Origin of the sequence: Mycolicibacterium diernhoferi (assembly GCF_019456655.1) — a bacterium.
Classification (GTDB): domain Bacteria; phylum Actinomycetota; class Actinomycetes; order Mycobacteriales; family Mycobacteriaceae; genus Mycobacterium; species Mycobacterium diernhoferi.
The window spans coordinates 877,309-894,794 of sequence record NZ_CP080332.1; the positions used below are offsets into that span (position 1 = coordinate 877,309).

The window sequence follows — 17,486 nt, forward strand, 5'->3', positions numbered from 1 at the left end:
GCGTGCCGTCCAGGGCCGTAGTGGTGGCCGCCATCAGCGGTCTGGTGATCGGGCACATGCTGTGGCTGCTCGCCATCACGCTGGCGATCGACACCAGCGATGTGAGTTTCTGGGTGCTCATCGCCTCCGCGGTGATCGTGGTGTCGGCCGCGGCGGTGGGCTGGCTGGGCTGGCGCGCCTACCAGCGCAAGGACCAGGTGTGGACGGCGTTCCTGTGGAGCGTGCCGGTCGCCCCGGTACTGCTGACGCTGACCGTGCTGGGCGTGACGTATCTCTGAGGCCCGCCGGACCGCTGACTAGTTGTACTGACCTGAGAGGTTAGGTACGCGGGTGGCAGGTGGTTCGCCGCCGAGTGCGGTGTGGCCGCGGTGGTAATTGTAGGTGTGTAGCCAGCGTGGATACTCGGCGCAGCGTTCAGCGTCGCTGGTGTAGAGCCGGGCGTAGGCCCATTCGTCGGCCAGGGTGCGGTGGAAGCGTTCGACCTTGCCGTTGGTTTGCGGCCTGTAGGGGCGGGTGCGGCGATGTTCGACGTCGCCGAGTGCGTCCCGGAAAGCGTGTGATCGGTAGCAGGAACCGTTGTCGGTCAACACTTTACGAACAGTGATCCCGCACTCGTTGAACCAGGCGTTAGCGCGTAGCCAAAACGCGGCGGCGGTCTCTTTGCGTTCATCGGTGAGCAGCTCGCTATAAACCAGTCGTGAGTGTGCATCTATCGCGGTGTGCAGAAAGTGGTAGCCGCGCACCAACCGGCGATTGCGGTGTTGGCCGGCCCCTCTGCTTGCCTGTGCGTTGCGATTGCCCACGCTGCGCCCTTGCATCCGCCATCCACCGCCGGCGGGGACCTTACCGACCTTCTTGACATCGACATGGACCAGTTCACCGACGGCTGTGGTGTTGATCCGTCGGATGACCCTGCCGGTGGGGCGGTCCAGCCAGCGCAGGCGCGCGATCCCGTAGCGGGTCAGCACCCGGTGCACAGTCGAAGGATGGATGCCTAACAGATAGCCGATCTGGGCTGGGCCCCAACGACGGATGACTCGGACCTTGATGATTCGCCGCTCGGTGCGGGTGGGTGTCTGATTGGGGCTGTGGTGCGGTCGTGAGCTGCGATCGGCCATGCCGGCCGGTCCCAGTTCGCGATACCTGCTGGCCCAACGCTGGGCAGTGGTGACCGCGACCTGAAACCGCTCGGCGGCCCGGCGCAGCGACCAGCCGTCCTCGACAACACAACGAGCCAGCCGCAGACGACCGGTTTCTGACAATGGGGCATTACGGTGGGACACGAAGACCTCCGAGAGAGTTGGTGCGTTCCTAGACAGCTCGCACTTCACTCGGAGGTCTTCTCCATGTCACCACGCCACGCCGTACCTAACGTCCGTGGTCAGTACAACTAGTCCGGGAAGTCCAGCGGGATCCGCAGCGTCGCCATGGTGGCGGCCAGCGCATCGTATTGCCCTGCGAGCGTGCAGAATTCGATGATCTGGGCCCGGTTGTACAGCTTGGACAGGGCGGTCCAGGTTTCGGTGGACATGGACCGGGTGATGACGAACTCGTCGGTGGCGGTGATCAGCACCCGCTGAGGCTGGGTCAGGCCGGGAGCGTCGGGGCCCTCGAAGATGGCGGCCTGGGTGGCGGCGTCCAGCCCGCGGCTGCGGGCCAGCCGGCGGTGCTGCTGCAGTTCGTACTCGCTGTTGCGCAGATGGCCGACCCGCAGGATCACCACCTCGGCGTCCCGGCGGGACAGCTTGCCCGCGTAGAGCAGATATCCGGAGAACGGCAGCCACGCCAGGAACAGCAGCCGGTGCTGGCCGATCACGTTGAACAGGTGGAACTTCGGGGCCCGGATGCCGCGGGCGCCGATCTTGGCGATGACCCAGTTCAGCGGCCCGAGTTCGCGGAATCCACCGGGCGGGATCCGGGGCGGCTGGGCGGGTTCGATATCGGAGTCGGTCATGTCGTCTGCCTCACCAGATATGGGGACACCGTGCTGCGGTGTGCATCGAGGTCGAGCGCCTTGCCCAGGGCCGGGAAGGCGCGCTGTGGACAGTTGTCGCGTTCGCACACCCGGCAGCCGGCGCCGATCGGTGTCGCCATCGGGTTCGACGTTGTCGCACCTGCGCCACCGGACAGATCCAGCCCTTCCGAGTAGACCAGCCGATGCGCATGGCGGAGTTCGCAGCCCAGGCCGATCGCGAATGTCTTGCCGGGCTGACCGTACCGCGCCGCGCGTCGTTCCACGGTGCGCGCCACCCACATGTAGTCACGGCCGTCGGGCATCTGGGCGATCTGCACCAGGATCTTGCCGGGGTAGGCGAACGTCTCGTAGACGTTCCACAGCGGGCAGGTGCCGCCGGAGGAGGAGAAGTGGAAACCGGTGGCGGACTGGCGTTTGGACATGTTCCCGGCCCGGTCCACCCGGACGAAGGACAGCGGGACACCGCGCATGGACGGGCGCTGCAGGGTGGACAGCCGGTGCGCGATCGTCTCGTAGGACACCGAGTAGAACGCCGAGAGCCGTTCGACGTCGTAGCGGAAGTTCTCGGCTGTCTCGTGGAACTGCCGGTAGGGCAGCACGAGCGCGGCGGCGACGTAGTTGGCCAACCCCAGCCGGGCCAGGGTGCGTGACTCGTCGCTGGTGAACTTGCCCTCGTCGACCAGCTTGTCGATCAGGTCGCCGAACTCCAGATAGCCCAGTTCGGCGGCCAGCTTGAACACGTACTGTCCGCCGGACAGGTGTTCGCCGATCTCCAGCGTGCGGGTTGCGGGGTCGAACCGGTGCAGCACCGAATCGTCGAGATCGTTGCGCCGCACGATGCGCACGCCGTGCACCCGGGTCAGCCGGTCGGACAGTTCCCGGGTCAGCTCGGCGCGGTGCATCCGCATCCGGATGGTGAGATCCTCGGCGGCGGTGTCGAGCTCGTCCAGATAGTTCTGCCGCTGGTAGAAGTAGTCGCGCACCTCTTCGTGCGGCATCGTGATGGTGCCCGTCCCGCTACCCCCGCTGCCCGAGGTGTACCGCCCCTCGGTGGCCGCGGCGAGCTGGGTGGTGGTGAGCCGGTAGCGCTGATGCAGGCTCACCATGGCCCGCGCGAATTCCGGGTGGGCGCTGACGATATCGGCGAGTTCGGCCGGGTCGACGGCGATGTCGAGGTCGCGGTCGAGGGTCACCTCACGCAGTTCGGCCACCAGCCGGGTGTCGTCCTGGGAGGCGAAGAAGGTGGCGTCGACCCCGAACACCTCGGTGATGCGCAGCAGGACGGCGACGGTCAGCGGACGGACATCGTGTTCGATCTGATTGAGGTAGCTCGGGGAGATGTCGAGCATCTGCGCCAGCGCCGCCTGACTGAAGCCGCGCTCGCGGCGCAGTTGGCGCACCCGTGATCCGACGTAGGTCTTGGACACGTCACGAGGCTAACAACTTTGTGAAGATGGGGTTCGCAGCATTCGCATCGGTGGGCGCCCAGCCGCCCTGGCATGATCGCGATTGGTGACTGACTGGGGAGGACAGCGTGAGCGAACCCACGGCGAAGGTGGCATCCGGCTTGGCGAAAACCATGATGCCGGTGCCGGACCCGCATCCCGACGTGTTCGACGTCGAATGGCCGCTGCGGATGGCCGATATCGACCGCACCGGCAGGTTGCGGTTCGACGGAGCCGCTCGCCACATCCAGGACATCGGCCAGGACCAGCTGCGCGAGATGGGCTACGAGGATGTGCACCCCGCGTGGATCGTCCGGCGCACCATGATCGACCTGGTCGCGCCCATCGAGGGTCGGGACTTCCTGCGACTTCGGCGCTGGTGCTCGGGAACGTCGAACCGCTGGTGTGAGATGCGGGTCCGCATCGACGGCCGCAAGGGCGGGCTGATGGAATCCGAGGCGTTCTGGATCAACTTCAGTCGGGAGACCCAGGGCCCGTCGCGCATCTCCGAGGACTTCCTGGCCGGCCTGCAGCGCACCACCGAGGTCGACCGGCTGCGCTGGAAGGCGTACCTGAAGGCGGGTGGCCGTGAGGACGCCGAGCAGGTGCGCAGGTTCCCGCTCCGGGTCACCGACATCGACCTGTTCGACCACATGAACAACTCGGTTTACTGGAGTGTGATCGAGGATTACCTGGAGACCGCGCCGGATCTGTTGAAGGAGCCGTTGCGGGTGACCATCGAGCACGATTCGGCGGTGGCGCTCGGTGATGATCTGGAGATACTGCTGCACACCTACCCGGCGGGGTCGACCGAGAAGTTCGGTGCCGAACTCACCGACCGCACTGTTAGAACGCTCACATATGTCGTCGGCGACGAGGTGAAAGCGGTCGCATCGGTGTTCGGCCGGTGACCCGGACGGTTTTAACAGTACGCGCGTACTGACCAGCGTAAACCGCTACCGCCGAGTAGTTTCTGAACCGGTAAAGCGCCGACGCTTCTTCGCAAGATTTGCAAATCTGTGCAATTGGTTGGCCGAAATTTGCACGTGAGACGGGTGGACCTGCGCATATGGCATGAGGCATCCTCGGGTTAACACGACAGCGAAGCCGCAGCAGTGTTAACAAAGTTGATGAAGGAGCCGCCATGTCCACCGTTGGCACGCCGAAGAGCCCGGAGCAGATCCAGCACGACTGGGACCACAACCCGCGCTGGAAGGGCATCACCCGCACCTACACCCCCAAGGACGTCGTTGCCCTGCAGGGTTCGGTCGTCGAGGAGAACACCCTCGCCCGCCGCGGCGCCGAGGTGCTGTGGGAGCAGCTCCACAACATGGACTTCGTCAACGCGCTCGGCGCGCTGACCGGCAACCAGGCCGTGCAGCAGGTGCGCGCGGGCCTCAAGGCCATCTACCTGTCCGGCTGGCAGGTCGCCGGTGACGCCAACCTGAGCGGGCACACCTACCCCGACCAGAGCCTGTACCCGGCCAACTCGGTGCCGCAGGTGGTGCGCCGCATCAACAACGCGCTGCTGCGTGCCGACCAGATCGCCAAGGTCGAGGGCGACACCTCGGTGGAGAACTGGCTGGCCCCGATCGTCGCCGACGGTGAGGCCGGTTTCGGTGGCGCGCTCAACGTCTACGAACTGCAGAAGGCCATGATCGCCGCGGGCGTCGCCGGCTCGCACTGGGAAGACCAGCTGGCCTCGGAGAAGAAGTGTGGCCACCTCGGTGGCAAGGTGCTGATCCCGACCCAGCAGCACATCCGCACCCTGACCTCGGCTCGCCTGGCCGCCGACGTGGCCGATGTCCCGACCCTGGTCATCGCCCGCACCGACGCCGAGGCCGCGACCCTGATCACCTCCGATGTGGACGAGCGTGACCGTCCGTTCATCACCGGTGAGCGCACCAACGAGGGCTTCTACCGGGTGCAGAACGGCCTGGAGCCGTGCATCGCCCGTGCCAAGGCCTACGCGCCGTACGCCGACCTCATCTGGATGGAGACCGGCACCCCGGACCTGGAGCTGGCCAAGAAGTTCGCCGAGGGCGTCAAGGCCGAGTTCCCCGACCAGATGCTGTCCTACAACTGCTCGCCGTCGTTCAACTGGAAGCAGCACCTGGACGACGACACCATCGCCAAGTTCCAGCGCGAGCTGGGTGCGATGGGCTTCAAGTTCCAGTTCATCACGCTGGCCGGCTTCCACGCCCTGAACTACTCGATGTTCGATCTGGCCCACGGCTACGCCCGCGAGCAGATGAAGGCGTACGTCGACCTGCAGGAGCGCGAGTTCGCCGCCGAGGAGCGCGGTTACACCGCCACCAAGCACCAGCGCGAGGTCGGCGCCGGCTACTTCGACCGCATCGCCACCACGGTGGACCCGAACAGCTCGACCACCGCGCTGTCCGGTTCGACCGAAGAGGGTCAGTTCCACTGAGCGCAGCCGCTCGAGTCACTGGGGCTCTGATCCCCACGAGTTGATAACGTCAGGCCTCGTCCGCGTTTGCGGGCGGGGCCTGACGGCTGTTCGGAGTCAAGGAGAAGCAGTGAGCATCGAACGAGTCGGCGTCATCGGCGCCGGTCAGATGGGCGGCGGTATCGCCGAAGTGTGTGCGAAGGCCGGGGCACAGGTGCTCGTCTTCGAGCCCACCGACGACCTGATCTCCGCGGGCAGCAAGCGCATCACCGCGTCGCTGGACCGGGCCGCGGCCAAGGGCAAGCTCAGCGAGGCCGACCGGGACGCGACGCTGGGACGGTTGGCCTACACCACCAACCTGGCCGACATGGCCGACCGGCAGTTGACCATCGAGGCGATCGTCGAGGACGACACCGTCAAGGCGAAGGTGTTCGCCGAACTCGACCGCGTCATCGAGGACCCCGACGCCGTGCTGGCCTCGAACACCTCCAGCATTCCGATCATGAAGATCGCGGCCGCCACCAAGAATCCGCAGCGGGTGCTCGGGCTGCACTTCTTCAACCCGGTGCCGGTGCTGCCGCTGGTGGAACTGATCTCCACCCTGGTCACCTCCGAGGCCGCGGTGACGCGCACCGAGGAGTTCGCCGCGAACGTGCTGGGCAAGCAGGTCGTGCGTTGCGGTGACCGATCCGGGTTCGTGGTGAACGCGCTGTTGGTGCCGTATCTGCTCTCCGCGGTCCGCATGGTGGAGTCCGGTTTCGCCACCGTCGAGGACGTCGACAAGGCCGTCGTGGCCGGGTTGTCGCATCCGATGGGCCCGTTGCGGTTGTCAGATCTCGTGGGACTTGACACCCTGAAGCTGATCGCGGACAAGATGTACGAGGAGTTCAAGGAGCCGTTGTATGGGCCGCCGCCACTGCTGCTGCGCATGGTCGAGGCGGGCCAGCTCGGCAAGAAATCAGGCCAAGGTTTCTACACATACTGAAATCGGTGAAAAGTCAGCCAGACTAACATGCGGTAGAGTGTCCGCGTTGCGGTGTGGATAACTTAAAAGTGGGTAACTGACCGCCACAAGATCTAGGACGCAGAGGGTTATTTCGTATGTCAAAACTTGAGACCGAGCTGGAGCCGTACTACGAGGAGTCCCAGTCGATCTACGACATCTCGAATGAGTTCTATGCCCTCTTCCTGGGGCCGACCATGGGCTACACCTGTGGTTATTACGAGCGCGAGGACATGAACCTCGAGGAGTCCCAGAACGCCAAGTTCGACCTGGCGCTCGGCAAGCTGGGTCTGGAGCCCGGCATGACGCTGCTCGACATCGGCTGCGGCTGGGGTGGCGCGCTGGAACGCGCGGTCACCGAGTTCGACGTCAACGTCATCGGCATCACGCTGAGCAAGGCGCAGTCCGAGTACGCCCGGGAGCGGCTGGCGAAGCTGGAGACCGAGCGGACGGTCGACATCCGCCTGCAGGGCTGGGAAGAGTTCAACGAGCCGGTCGACCGGATCGTGTCGATCGGCGCGTTCGAGGCCTTCAAGGCCGAGCGCTACCCGGCGTTCTTCGAGCGCGCCTACAGCATCCTGCCCGAGGGCGGCACCATGCTGCTGCACACCATCCTGGCCCACACCCAGGAGTTCTTCCGTGAGAACAACATCAAGCTGACGATCAGCGATCTGAAGTTCATGCGGTTCATCGCGGCGGAGATCTTCCCGGGCGGACAGCTGCCGGCGGTCGAGGACATCGAGAAGCTGGCCGACGATTCGGGCTTCACCCTGCAGCGCACCCATCTGCTGCAGCCGCACTATGCCCGCACGCTGGACATGTGGGCGGCCAATCTGGAAGCCAGGAAGGACGAGGCCGTCGCCCTGCAGGGCCAGGAAGTCTACGACCGGTTCATGAAGTACCTGACCGGTTGCGCGGACTTCTTCCGTCGCGGCATCACCAACATCGGCCAGTTCACCCTGGTCAAGTAGCGGCCGGCGCAGCTAGGCCTGCGCCAACCGCTTCTTCTCCGCGTCGACATCGAAATTGGCGGGCGGCCACTTCAAGTCGAGGCTCTTGAGGGCTTCGATCATCAACTCCAGCACCGCGAGTCGGCTGTACCACTTGCGGTTGCAGGGCACGATGTACCACGGCGCATACGCGGTCGAGGTCTTGTCCAGCATGGCCTGATAGGCCTCCTGGTAGCGCGGCCACTTCAGTCGCTCGTCGATGTCGGCGGGGTTGTACTTCCAGTACTTGTCGGGCCGGTCCAGTCGTTCGGCCAACCGCTTCTTCTGTTCGGCCAGCGAGACGAACATCGCGACCTTGACGATCGTCGTCCCGGCGTCGACGAGGTCCTGCTCGAACGCGTTGATCTCGTCGTAGCGCGCGCCCCAGACGTTCGGCGCCACCAGATTGTGCACCCGCACGATCAGCACATCCTCGTAGTGCGAGCGGTCGAAGACGCCGATGTGCCCGGCCGCGGGAAGCGCCTTGTTGATCCGCCACAGGTAGTGGTGCGAGAGCTCCTCGGGGGTGGGCTTACCGAAGCTCTTGTACTGGATGCCCTGCGGATTGCTCGCTCCGACAACATGTTTGACGATGCCGCCCTTGCCTGCGGTGTCCATGCCCTGCAGCACCAGCAACACCGAACGGTGGTCACCGCTGCGGCTGTTGGCGTACAGCATCTCCTGCAGGCCGGCGAAGCGTTCGTTGCGTTCGGCCATCAGAGCGGGCGCATCGGACTTCGAACCGGTGAACCCGGGCGTGGCCTCGGCGTCGATATCGGCGACCTTGTCCCCGGCGCGGTATCTCAGGTGGGTGTGGGGCACATGGCTCCACAGCTCCGGCAGGTCAGAGGTGTTGTCTGGGCTCACAGCCGCTAGTCAAGCAGGTGCGGCGGCAGAACGGGGGCCGGATGATTCTGCGAGTTGAACTTCTCCAGCGACCCGCCGACCTCGACGATGCCGCACAGCGAACTCCAGGACAGCATCGTCAGGTAATCGATCAGCTCGTCTGTGGTCATCCGGGGATTGGACATCCAGGAGTGTGTCGCCAGCTGCACCCCGCCGACGATCATGAACGCCCAGGGTTCCACTCCGGCGGTGTCCATCCCGACGACCTGCATCCGGCGGCGCAGCATCACCGCGAGCATCCGGGCGATGATCGTCTCGGAGTCGTTGATGGCCTTCGTTCGGCTCGAGCTGTTGTTGGACATGACGAACCGGTACGGCTCGGGTTCGGAGGCGACGGTGTCGACGTAGACCCGGATGATCTCGCGCACCAGCGCGTAGCCGTCCAGGTTCGACGACAGCGCGGCGGCCATGTTCGGGATCAGGGTGACCTGCGCGAACCGCATCATCACCGCGGTGGTGAGGTCGTTCTTGTCGACGAAGTAGCGGTAGAGCACGGTCTTGGAGACACCGATCTCGGCCGCGATCTCGTCCATGCTGACGTTGGCGCCGCGTTGCCGGATAGCCTCCAGCGTGCCGTCCACCAGCTCGTTTCGTCGTTCGACTTTGTGCTGGTGCCAGCGTCGTTTGCGGCCGTCGGTCTTGACCGCTGCCGCGCTCTGCTGTGCCACAGTCGTGATAGTCCGTTCACTAGGTCGCCCTGATACTACGGGGGACGGGCCGCTGGCGCCGTAGCGGATGATGGGGGAGTGGTGCACACGAGTTTTGCAGAGTCGCTGGCCGGTGCCGATTCTGAGGCCGATCGGGAACGGCAGCGCGCGCTACGGCAGATGAAGGTCGTCGCTCTGGGTTTCCTGGTCGGGGCGACGGTGATCTTCCTGGTCTGCACCTGGCTGCAGTCGCGTGGTGACGCGGGCCCGTGGGTCGGTTACGTCCGGGCCGCCGCCGAGGCAGGCATGGTCGGTGCGCTGGCCGACTGGTTCGCGGTGACCGCGCTGTTCAAGCATCCGCTGGGCATCCCGATCCCGCACACCGCGATCATCAAACGTAAGAAGGACCAGCTCGGCGAGGGGCTCGGGACCTTCGTGCGGGAGAACTTCATGTCGGCCGAGGTGATCGAGGCCAAGCTCCGCGACGCCGAGGTGGCCGGCCGGGTCGGGAAGTGGCTGGCCGATCAGCGGCACGCCGAGCGGGTGGCCGCCGAGGTGTCCACGGTGCTGCGGGTGCTCATCGAGATGCTGCGCGACGAGGACGTCCAGCAGGTGCTGGACCGGATGATCGTCAAGCGCATCGCCGAACCGCAGTGGGGTCCGCCGATCGGCCGGGTGCTGTCCAGCCTGCTCGAAGAGGGCCGTCAGGAAGCGCTGATCCAGCTGCTGGCCGATCGGGCGTTCCAGTGGTCGCTGAACGCGGGCGAGGTGATCGAGCGGGTGATCGAGCGCGATTCCCCGACCTGGTCGCCGCGCTGGGTGGATCACCTGGTGGGCGACCGGATCCACCGCGAACTGATGGACTTCACCGACAAGGTGCGCCGCGACCCGAACCACGAACTGCGCCGCTCGGCGACCAAGTTCCTGTTCGAGTTCGCCGACGACCTGCAGCACGACGACGCCACCATCGCGCGGGCCGAGAACGTCAAGGAACAGATCATGGCCCGCGACGAGGTGGCGCGCGCGGCCGAGACGGCCTGGGCCGCGGCCAAGCGCATCGTGCTGGAGTCGGTCGACGACCCGTCCTCGACGCTGCGTACCCGGGTGGCCGACACCGTAATGCGCATCGGCGAAACGCTGCGCGACGACCCCGAGATGCGGGACAAGGTCGACAACTGGATGGTGCGCGCCGCTCAGCACCTGGTGACCCAGTATGGGACGGAGATCACAGCGATCATCACCGAAACCGTCGAGCGCTGGGACGCCGATGAGGCGAGCCGCCGGATCGAGCTACATGTGGGTCGTGACCTGCAGTTCATCCGGATCAACGGCACCGTGGTGGGTGCTTTGGCCGGCCTGGTCATCTACACGGTCGCGCAACTGCTTTTCTAAAAGTGCTAGCAGAGTGCTTGCAATAGTTAGCACTCGTGTGTCACGGTGGATTCGTCAGCCAGAAACCGACGGATCGAGGGTTCATCATGACGCAGGACGAAAATCTTGCAGCTGTGGTGAGCAACGCTGCACAGGACATCGGCAGTTACATCAGAGCCCAACGCGAGGCGGCGCAGGTATCGGTGCGCCAGCTGGCCGAGAAGGCAGGGGTGAGCAATCCCTACCTGAGCCAGATCGAGCGCGGGCTGCGCAAACCATCGGCCGATGTGCTCAACCAGATTGCCAAGGCGTTGCGTGTCTCCGCCGAGGTGCTCTACGTGCAGGCTGGGATGCTCGAACCCAGCGATGCCAGCCAGGTGCGCGACGCGATTGTCACCGATACCGCGATCACCGAACGGCAGAAACAGGTACTGCTCGATATCTACAACTCGTTCTGTCAGCAAAACGAGGCAGAAGCCGAAGTCGAAGCAGCGGCCGAGGCCGGCGCAGAAGCCGAAGTAGCCGAAGTAGCCGAACTGGCTACCCAACCGCACGCACTCTGAGAGGAAATACCATGAGCGAGAAGACCCAGCCCACCGTCGAAGACCTCAAGGCTCCCTTGTTGGCGGCCGTCGGTGCTGCCGATCTGGCCCTGGCCAAGGTCAACGAGATCGTCGAGACCCTGCGTGACCGTGCCGGCGATGCCCGCACCGACGCCGAGTCGCGTGTCGAGGAAGGCCGTGCCCGGCTGACCAAGCTGCAGGAGGACCTGCCGACCCAGTTCGACGAGCTGCGCGACAAGCTGACCTCCGAGGAGCTGCGCAAGGTCGCCGAGAAGTACGCCGATGAGGCGCAGAGCCAGTACAACAAGCTGGTCGAGCGCGGCGAGGCCGCCCTGGAGCGGCTGCGCAACCAGCCCGCTCTGGAGAGTGCCAGCGCCCGTGTCGAAGAGGTCACCGACCAGGCCGTCGAGCTGACCCAGGATGCGCTCGGCTCCGTCGCCAGCCAGACCCGCGCGGTCGGCGAACGTGCCGCCAAGCTGGTCGGCGTGGAGCTGCCGAAGAAGGACGAGAAGCCCGCCCCGGCGAAGAAGGCCCCGGCCAAGAAGGCCGCCACCCCGGCCGCCACCCCGGCCGCCAAGAAGGCCGCTCCGGCCAAGAAGGCCCCGGCCAAGAAGGTCACCCAGAAGTAGGTTCGCCGCCTTCATTCGCCAACTTGAACGGCACCCGCATAGGCTTGCAGGCGTGATGCTTGCAAACCTGGCGGGTGCCATTCTTCTTGTGCTGGTCGGAGTCGTGGTCGTGGCCGGCGTGTACTCGTTCGTGCACGCCGCGATGCAACGGCCCGACGCCTATACCGCCGCCGGCAAGCTCACCAAGCCGGTGTGGCTGTTGATCCTCGGCGGTGGCGTGCTGCTCGCCCTGCTGCTGCAGGACGCGTTCGGCGCCGCGATCTGTGCCTGCGCGACCGGTGTCTACCTGGTCGATGTGCGGCCCAAGATCCTGGAGATCCAGGGAAAGTCGCGCTGAGCGGATGCGCATCCTGATCGCCGCACTCGTTGCGGCCGGCGTGTGCGCCGCTGCTACCCCCGTGGCGCACGCCGACGCGCTCTACATCGACCGCACCGAATGGGTGGCCTGGGGCGATTTGAAGAGCCTGCGCGTGTACCCGAGCGCCACCGGCCGCGCCGAAGCCGCGATCCCGGGCACCCAGGCGCAGCAGAACCAGGCCTGGGCCGAGGTGCTCGAGCTCGCCCCGGAGGCCGATATCCCGGGCATGCAAGCACAATTCAACTGCCACTGGCAGTTCGCCGAGTTCGTCGAGCCCGGTAAGACCAGCTGGAATCTGGAGCCGTGGCGGCCCGTGGTCACCGACGCCGAGTTGGTGGCCGCCGGCTGCAACCCGGGCGGCACCGAGGAACCGTTCTGATGGGGTACGCCCGGGCGGAGGTGGCCGCGCTCGTCGACCACACCCTGCTCAAACCCGAGGCCACCCCGGCCGACGTCACCGCACTGGTCGCCGAGGGCGCCGCACTCGGGGTCTTCTCGGTGTGCGTGTCCCCGCCGTTGGTACCGGTCGCGGTGGCCGCGGCACCAGCCGGATCGGGCACGGCACCAGCCGGGCTGGCCGTCGCCGCGGTCGCGGGATTCCCGTCCGGGAAACATCTTTCGGAGATCAAGGCCATCGAAGCCGCGCGCGCGGTCGCCGCGGGTGCTGCCGAGATCGACATGGTCATCGACGTCGGTACGGCGCTGACCGGGGACCTGGCCGCCGTCAGCGCGGACGTGGCGGCGGTGCGTGCCGCGGTACCCGGGGCGACCCTGAAGGTGATCGTCGAATCGGCGGCGCTGCTGGAGTTCTCCGGAGCGCCGCTACTCGCCGATGTCTGCCGGGCCGCCCGCGACGCCGGTGCCGATTTCGTCAAGACCTCCACCGGTTTTCACCCCAGCGGGGGAGCGTCGGTGGCGGCCGTGCAGACCATGGCCGCGGCGGTGCCGGGACTCGGCGTCAAGGCCAGCGGCGGCATCCGGACGGCCGAAGCCGCCGTCGCACTGCTCGACGCCGGGGCCACCCGACTGGGACTGTCGGGCACCCGGGCCGTCCTCGACGGGCTGTCCTGACCAGATCGGTCAGGGCAGACCGGCGAAGCAGGGATCGCCGCCGGCGCCGCTGCGTCCGGGCGGCATGGTCGCATTGCGGGTCGAGTACTTGGCCGTCACGCCCTTGTCGGTGACCTGCACGCTGTCGGCGTGGATGCCCAGCGGGATGTTCTCGGTGATCTGCTTGATGAACGCGTCCAGGGCCGGCTGCACCGTCTCCCGGGGCAGCATGAAGCCCAGCCCGGTCAGGCTCTGCACGCTCAGCGCCAACTGATTGTTGACGACCTCCGGCTTGACGACGATGCTGCCCAGCGTCGCCTGCAGTTCGATGGTGCCCGAACTCGGGTTGGTGGTCACATTGCTGACGAAGCCGCCGACCAGCGGGATCTGGTCCTGGATGGTCTTCTTGATGCCATCGGCGGTCCAGTTGATGGTGGCGTCCAGCGCGCCGATGGTGCCCGGCGAGTTCTGGTTACCGGTCAGCCGCACATCGTTGATGACGATCTCGGCCTTCATGCCCTCGGCTTCGCGGACCCGGTTCCCGGCCGTGGTCACGGTGATGTTGTTGTAGTGCTTGCCGAAGTGCTGCAGCAGGAACGGCCGAGGTCCGAAGGACACGTCGACGTCGTCCTGGACCACACAGGAGTTGATCCGGGTGACGGTCTTGTCGGCGATCTGGCGCGCGATCAGTTCGGCGGCCACGACACCGGCGACGGCCAGCGCCACCACGATGACGACCACCAGCACGATCGACAGCGGATCGCGGAACAGCCGCTTGAGCTTGCCCTGCGGCTGCTCAGCCTCGGGCTGAACCTCCTGCTGCGGGTGCGGTTCAGCCTGCGCGTGCGGCTGCGGCGGCTGCTCGGGCTGGGCGGGCTGTGCCGCGGGCGGGGGCGGCGGCACCTGTTCGGTGGGGCGGGCCCAGGGATCGGTCACGGACTCGATTGTGCCTTAGCGAACTGAGTGCGGTTACCGAGCACCGCGATCGTCTCGCGGGCCTTCGCCGCGGCGGCCAGGTCCAGATCGGTCACGACAAGCTCCTCCTCGGCGCCGGCGGCCGCGATGACCTCGCCGGTTGCCGAGGCGACCAGACTGCCGCCCACGCCGGTGGGACCCAGCGCGGCGATCTCGTCACCGGGGTAGGCCTGATCGACCGCGGCCACGATGCCGGTGGTGTCGATGGCCCGGGCCCGGGCCAGCAACGTCCACTGGTCGAGCTTGCCCGGACCGGTGCCCCAGGATGCGTGCACGGTGATGAGCTGGGCACCCCGATCAGCCAGGTCGAGGTACAACTCGGGGAACCGGACGTCATAACAGAGCGTCAGCCCGACCTTGACTCCTGCGACGTCGATCACGGTCGGCTCGCTGCCCGGCGCGACGGTCTTGGATTCGGTGAACCCGAACGCGTCGTAGAGGTGGATCTTGTCGTAGTGCGCATCCACGCCCGGGCCGGTGGCGATCAGGGTATTGGTGACCCGCCCGTCCCCGGAGGGGCGGAACATGCCCGCGACCACCGTCACACCGCACCGCTGCGCGACGGCGCGGACGCCGTCGGCCCAGCGGCCGTCCAGCGGCTCGGCCACCGGGGCCAGCGGGACCCCGAACCGGCACATGGTGGCCTCCGGGAACAGCACGAGCGCGGCACCGGCATCGGCGGCCCGGCGGCTGAACGTCTCGACGAGATCCAGGTTCGCCGCGGGATCGGTGCCGGACCGGATCTGGGCCAGGGCTATCCGCATACCGTCAGCCTAGGGCCCGTCGGACGGGCGCGTCGGGGACACCGTGGCCCATGGCACGGTCAGCACCCCGTCCCGCAACCGGCGGCGTGGGGGATCGACGGGAAAGCCCTCGGCGCGCAGCTGCTCCAGCATCGCCCGCCAGCGCACCCGCGGACCGAACACTCCGTGCCCGGCGGCGCTCGCCCAGGCACGGTCCGCGGCCTGCAGCAGGGTGTGGATCGGCTGGCCCGCCACGTTGTGGTGGATCAACACCTTCGGCAGCCGCTCGGCCAGATCCGAGGGCTGCTCGATGGCGAACGGATCGCAGGCCAGCGTCAGGCTCACCGGGCCGTCGGCGTCCAGCAGCACCCAGCAGCAGAGCCGGCCCAGCTCGTCACAGGTGCCGTCGACGATCAACCCGCCGGGGGTCAGCCGGGCCCGCAGCTGGGCCCAGGCGGTGTCCACCTCGGTGACCGGATACTGCCGCAGCACGTTGAAGGCCCGCACCAGGACCGGGCGCAGGCCGGCGAGCTCGAAGCCGCCGAGCGCGAACTCGACGCCCTCCACGGCCGACCGCTGCGCCGTGGCGACCCGCTCCGGGTGGATTTCCAGGCCGACCACCCGGACGTCGGCGCGCACCGTCTGCAGTCGCGCCGCCAGTTCCAGGGTGGTGACCGGCAGGGCGCCGTAACCCAGATCGACGACCAGTGGATCCGCGGCGCCCAGCAGCGCGGCCCGCACGCGTGGGGAGTGCACCAGCCAGCGGTCGCTTCGCCGCAGCCGGTTGTAACCGGTGGTGCCCCGGGTCGGGAGTCCTACCGGTTTCAGGCCCGTGCGTTGATCCATGCGGAGGTGAACTCTTCTTCCAGCCGGACCATCTCGGCGAGTTGGCCGCCGATGAACTCCTCGACCTTGCCGCCCACCAACGGGATCTTCACCGCGACGGTGGCGCGCACATCCGCGCGCGCGCCGCGCGGGGTACCGGTCAGTTCCGCGGTACCGGTCACCTTCACCGGGGCTCCCGGCACGGCACCGGAGATGACGGCGCGGGCGCGGCCGTCGCGCACCGGGGTCCAGATCTCCTCGCGGACCAGGGTGAGGTCACCGGAGTGCAGGGCGCTGACGAAACCGGGCAGCCGGTGGAACCGCACCGTCTGGGTGGTGCCGATATCGAGGCCGCCGTCGTCGCGGACGGCCAGCGTGTCCAGGGACACCGCGTCACATCCGGACTTCTCCAGGCGCTCCAGCCAATAGGTCTTCTCGGCGAACGCGTCGAACACCTCGGTGACGCTGCACGCGTATTCGGCTGCCATGTCGTAGGAGCGCGGCATGGCGGTCACGCTACCGTTAGCGTCCGTGGCCGGACCGAATTTCGCTGGCGCGGCGGTGACGGAGAACGTGCCGCTGGCCGAGCTGACGACCCTGCGCATCGGCCCCGTGGCGGCGCGGCTGATCACCTGTGACAGCACCGCCAAACTCGCCGCCGTGGCCTCGGCGCTGCCGGTCGGTGACGACGTGATGGTGCTGGCCGGCGGCTCCAACGTGGTGATGGCCGACGACCTGACCGGGTTGACCGTGATCGCGGTGGCCAATACGGGCATCACCGTGGAGGGCGCCGTGCTGCGCGCCGAGGCCGGTGCCGTCTGGGATGACGTGGTGGCCACCGCGTTGGCGCACGGCCTGGGCGGGCTGGAATGCCTGTCCGGCATCCCCGGGTCGGCCGGGGCCACCCCGATCCAGAACGTCGGGGCCTACGGCGCCGAGGTCGCCGACACCATCACCGCGGTCCGCCTCCTCGACCGTGCCACCGGTGCCGACGAATGGGTCCGGCCCGAGAAGCTGGGATTCGGCTACCGGCACAGCGTGCTCAAGTACCAGTCCTCGGTGATCGTGCTGGAGGTCGAATTCACCCTGGACCCGGCCGGCCGCAGCGCGCCGCTGCGGTACGGCGAACTGGCCACCGCACTCGACGCGCAGCCCGGCGAGACCGCGGACCCCGCCCGGGTGCGGGCGGCGGTGCTGGCCCTGCGCGGCGCCAAGGGCATGGTGCTCGACGCGGGCGACCACGACACCTGGAGCGTGGGCTCCTTCTTCACCAACCCGGTGGTGGCACCCGAGGTGTTCGAGCGGCTACGCGAGCAGGAACCGGGCCGGGTGCCGCACTATCCGGCGGCGGACGGGGTGAAACTGGCCGCCGGGTGGCTGGTCGAGCGAGCCGGTTTCGGCAAGGGATATCCCGGGCCCGACGCGTCTGCCGCCCTGTCCACCAAACATGCGCTGGCCCTCACCAACCGCGGCACGGCCGGTACCGCCGAGGTCCTGGCGCTGGCCAGGACGATTCGCGACGGTGTGCGGAGCCGGTTCGGGATCGAACTCACACCGGAACCTGTACTGATCGGTTGTGCGCTCTAGGTACGCTGGG

General features: G+C 67.1%; 21 protein-coding genes. 12 read left to right on the forward strand and 9 right to left on the reverse strand.

Annotated features, from left to right (window positions below; translation table 11 throughout):
* Window positions 1-2: 2 nt before the first annotated feature.
* The gene (locus K0O62_RS04125; RefSeq protein WP_372512820.1) at window positions 3-278 is read left to right on the forward strand and encodes a hypothetical protein; all 276 of its coding nucleotides are present in this window, start codon (window positions 3-5) and stop codon (window positions 276-278) included.
* An 18-nt stretch (window positions 279-296) separates the two neighbouring features.
* Here the strand turns inward: K0O62_RS04125 and K0O62_RS04130 are convergent, their stop codons facing one another.
* From K0O62_RS04130 to ramB, 3 genes are all read right to left on the reverse strand, one after another.
* Window positions 297-1,283, reverse strand: coding sequence for an IS481 family transposase (locus tag K0O62_RS04130; RefSeq protein WP_220045507.1), 987 nt, complete (start codon window positions 1,281-1,283; stop codon window positions 297-299).
* 107 nt (window positions 1,284-1,390) lie between these two features.
* Window positions 1,391-1,954: a carboxymuconolactone decarboxylase family protein gene (locus tag K0O62_RS04135; protein ID WP_073857166.1), complete on the reverse strand. Its 564-nt coding sequence runs from the start codon at window positions 1,952-1,954 to the stop codon at window positions 1,391-1,393.
* Window positions 1,951-3,402, reverse strand: a complete 1,452-nt coding sequence (gene ramB / locus K0O62_RS04140; protein ID WP_073857165.1) for an acetate metabolism transcriptional regulator RamB — start codon at window positions 3,400-3,402, stop codon at window positions 1,951-1,953. Before ramB ends, K0O62_RS04135 begins: the two co-directional genes overlap by 4 nt.
* Window positions 3,403-3,554: 152 nt before the next feature.
* Here ramB and K0O62_RS04145 point away from each other — a divergent pair, with 152 nt between their 5' ends.
* The 4 genes from K0O62_RS04145 to K0O62_RS04160 all read left to right on the forward strand — a co-directional run bounded on the left by K0O62_RS04145 (window position 3,555) and on the right by K0O62_RS04160 (window position 7,804).
* Window positions 3,555-4,331 carry an acyl-[acyl-carrier-protein] thioesterase gene (locus K0O62_RS04145; RefSeq protein ID WP_073857204.1) on the forward strand — a complete coding sequence of 259 codons (777 nt, stop codon included), beginning with the start codon at window positions 3,555-3,557 and terminating at the stop codon, window positions 4,329-4,331.
* Window positions 4,332-4,564: 233 nt separating this feature from the next.
* On the forward strand, window positions 4,565-5,851 hold the full coding sequence (gene aceA / locus K0O62_RS04150; protein ID WP_073857164.1) for an isocitrate lyase: 1,287 nt from the start codon (window positions 4,565-4,567) through the stop codon (window positions 5,849-5,851).
* Between the two features lie 109 nt (window positions 5,852-5,960).
* A complete protein-coding gene (locus K0O62_RS04155; RefSeq protein WP_073857163.1) occupies window positions 5,961-6,815 on the forward strand; it encodes a 3-hydroxybutyryl-CoA dehydrogenase in 855 nt (284 codons plus the stop codon).
* Window positions 6,816-6,931: 116 nt separating this feature from the next.
* Entirely contained in the window at window positions 6,932-7,804 is an 873-nt protein-coding gene (locus tag K0O62_RS04160) for a cyclopropane mycolic acid synthase family methyltransferase (protein WP_073857162.1), read from the forward strand.
* A 12-nt stretch (window positions 7,805-7,816) separates the two neighbouring features.
* Here the strand turns inward: K0O62_RS04160 and K0O62_RS04165 are convergent, their stop codons facing one another.
* Complete coding sequence (locus K0O62_RS04165; protein WP_073857161.1) at window positions 7,817-8,689, reverse strand: polyphosphate kinase 2 family protein; 873 nt, start codon at window positions 8,687-8,689, stop codon at window positions 7,817-7,819.
* Between the two features lie 5 nt (window positions 8,690-8,694).
* Window positions 8,695-9,396, reverse strand: coding sequence for a TetR/AcrR family transcriptional regulator (locus tag K0O62_RS04170; RefSeq protein WP_073857160.1), 702 nt, complete (start codon window positions 9,394-9,396; stop codon window positions 8,695-8,697).
* 78 nt (window positions 9,397-9,474) lie between these two features.
* Here K0O62_RS04170 and K0O62_RS04175 point away from each other — a divergent pair, with 78 nt between their 5' ends.
* The 6 genes from K0O62_RS04175 (at window position 9,475) to deoC (ending at window position 13,367) form a co-directional block, all read left to right on the forward strand.
* A complete protein-coding gene (locus K0O62_RS04175) occupies window positions 9,475-10,767 on the forward strand; it encodes a DUF445 domain-containing protein (RefSeq protein WP_073857159.1) in 1,293 nt (430 codons plus the stop codon).
* An 86-nt stretch (window positions 10,768-10,853) separates the two neighbouring features.
* Entirely contained in the window at window positions 10,854-11,309 is a 456-nt protein-coding gene (locus K0O62_RS04180) for a helix-turn-helix domain-containing protein (protein WP_073857158.1), read from the forward strand.
* A gap of 11 nt (window positions 11,310-11,320) precedes the next feature.
* The gene (locus tag K0O62_RS04185) at window positions 11,321-11,938 is read left to right on the forward strand and encodes a heparin-binding hemagglutinin (protein ID WP_073857157.1); all 618 of its coding nucleotides are present in this window, start codon (window positions 11,321-11,323) and stop codon (window positions 11,936-11,938) included.
* Window positions 11,939-11,993: 55 nt separating this feature from the next.
* Window positions 11,994-12,275 (forward strand): DUF2516 family protein, encoded by a 282-nt coding sequence (locus tag K0O62_RS04190; protein ID WP_205870592.1) that lies wholly within the window; start codon window positions 11,994-11,996, stop codon window positions 12,273-12,275.
* A 4-nt stretch (window positions 12,276-12,279) separates the two neighbouring features.
* Complete coding sequence (locus K0O62_RS04195) at window positions 12,280-12,675, forward strand: DUF2599 domain-containing protein (protein WP_073857155.1); 396 nt, start codon at window positions 12,280-12,282, stop codon at window positions 12,673-12,675.
* Window positions 12,675-13,367: a deoxyribose-phosphate aldolase gene (gene deoC / locus K0O62_RS04200; RefSeq protein WP_073857154.1), complete on the forward strand. Its 693-nt coding sequence runs from the start codon at window positions 12,675-12,677 to the stop codon at window positions 13,365-13,367. Before K0O62_RS04195 ends, deoC begins: the two co-directional genes overlap by 1 nt.
* 9 nt (window positions 13,368-13,376) lie before the next feature.
* Here deoC and K0O62_RS04205 read toward each other — a convergent pair whose 3' ends face one another.
* From K0O62_RS04205 to K0O62_RS04220, 4 genes are read right to left on the reverse strand one after another with little or no spacing between them, the layout of a single operon-like run.
* Entirely contained in the window at window positions 13,377-14,282 is a 906-nt protein-coding gene (locus K0O62_RS04205; RefSeq protein WP_073857153.1) for an LmeA family phospholipid-binding protein, read from the reverse strand.
* Window positions 14,279-15,085, reverse strand: coding sequence for a carbon-nitrogen hydrolase family protein (locus K0O62_RS04210; protein WP_073857152.1), 807 nt, complete (start codon window positions 15,083-15,085; stop codon window positions 14,279-14,281). The genes K0O62_RS04205 and K0O62_RS04210 overlap by 4 nt, the downstream gene beginning before the upstream one ends.
* 9 nt (window positions 15,086-15,094) lie before the next feature.
* The gene (locus tag K0O62_RS04215) at window positions 15,095-15,910 is read right to left on the reverse strand and encodes a class I SAM-dependent methyltransferase (protein ID WP_073857151.1); all 816 of its coding nucleotides are present in this window, start codon (window positions 15,908-15,910) and stop codon (window positions 15,095-15,097) included.
* A complete protein-coding gene (locus K0O62_RS04220) occupies window positions 15,889-16,395 on the reverse strand; it encodes a DUF2505 domain-containing protein (RefSeq protein WP_073857203.1) in 507 nt (168 codons plus the stop codon). The genes K0O62_RS04215 and K0O62_RS04220 overlap by 22 nt, the downstream gene beginning before the upstream one ends.
* A gap of 25 nt (window positions 16,396-16,420) precedes the next feature.
* Between K0O62_RS04220 and K0O62_RS04225 the strand changes: the two genes are divergently transcribed.
* Complete coding sequence (locus K0O62_RS04225) at window positions 16,421-17,476, forward strand: UDP-N-acetylmuramate dehydrogenase (RefSeq protein WP_234800151.1); 1,056 nt, start codon at window positions 16,421-16,423, stop codon at window positions 17,474-17,476.
* Window positions 17,477-17,486 lie beyond the last annotated feature (10 nt).

What these genes read in the sequence shown, in the direction of transcription:
- K0O62_RS04215 (WP_073857151.1), bottom strand. Translation starts at nt 15,910, where the DNA reads ATGGATCAACGCACGGGCCTGAAACCGGTAGGACTCCCGACCCGGGGC.
- K0O62_RS04180 (WP_073857158.1), top strand. Translation starts at nt 10,854, where the DNA reads ATGACGCAGGACGAAAATCTTGCAGCTGTGGTGAGCAACGCTGCACAG.
- K0O62_RS04190 (WP_205870592.1), top strand. Translation starts at nt 11,994, where the DNA reads ATGCTTGCAAACCTGGCGGGTGCCATTCTTCTTGTGCTGGTCGGAGTC.
- K0O62_RS04210 (WP_073857152.1), bottom strand. Translation starts at nt 15,085, where the DNA reads ATGCGGATAGCCCTGGCCCAGATCCGGTCCGGCACCGATCCCGCGGCG.
- aceA (WP_073857164.1), top strand. Translation starts at nt 4,565, where the DNA reads ATGTCCACCGTTGGCACGCCGAAGAGCCCGGAGCAGATCCAGCACGAC.
- K0O62_RS04135 (WP_073857166.1), bottom strand. Translation starts at nt 1,954, where the DNA reads ATGACCGACTCCGATATCGAACCCGCCCAGCCGCCCCGGATCCCGCCC.
- deoC (WP_073857154.1), top strand. Translation starts at nt 12,675, where the DNA reads ATGGGGTACGCCCGGGCGGAGGTGGCCGCGCTCGTCGACCACACCCTG.
- K0O62_RS04145 (WP_073857204.1), top strand. Translation starts at nt 3,555, where the DNA reads ATGATGCCGGTGCCGGACCCGCATCCCGACGTGTTCGACGTCGAATGG.
- K0O62_RS04185 (WP_073857157.1), top strand. Translation starts at nt 11,321, where the DNA reads ATGAGCGAGAAGACCCAGCCCACCGTCGAAGACCTCAAGGCTCCCTTG.
- K0O62_RS04220 (WP_073857203.1), bottom strand. Translation starts at nt 16,395, where the DNA reads ATGCCGCGCTCCTACGACATGGCAGCCGAATACGCGTGCAGCGTCACC.
- K0O62_RS04160 (WP_073857162.1), top strand. Translation starts at nt 6,932, where the DNA reads ATGTCAAAACTTGAGACCGAGCTGGAGCCGTACTACGAGGAGTCCCAG.
- K0O62_RS04195 (WP_073857155.1), top strand. Translation starts at nt 12,280, where the DNA reads ATGCGCATCCTGATCGCCGCACTCGTTGCGGCCGGCGTGTGCGCCGCT.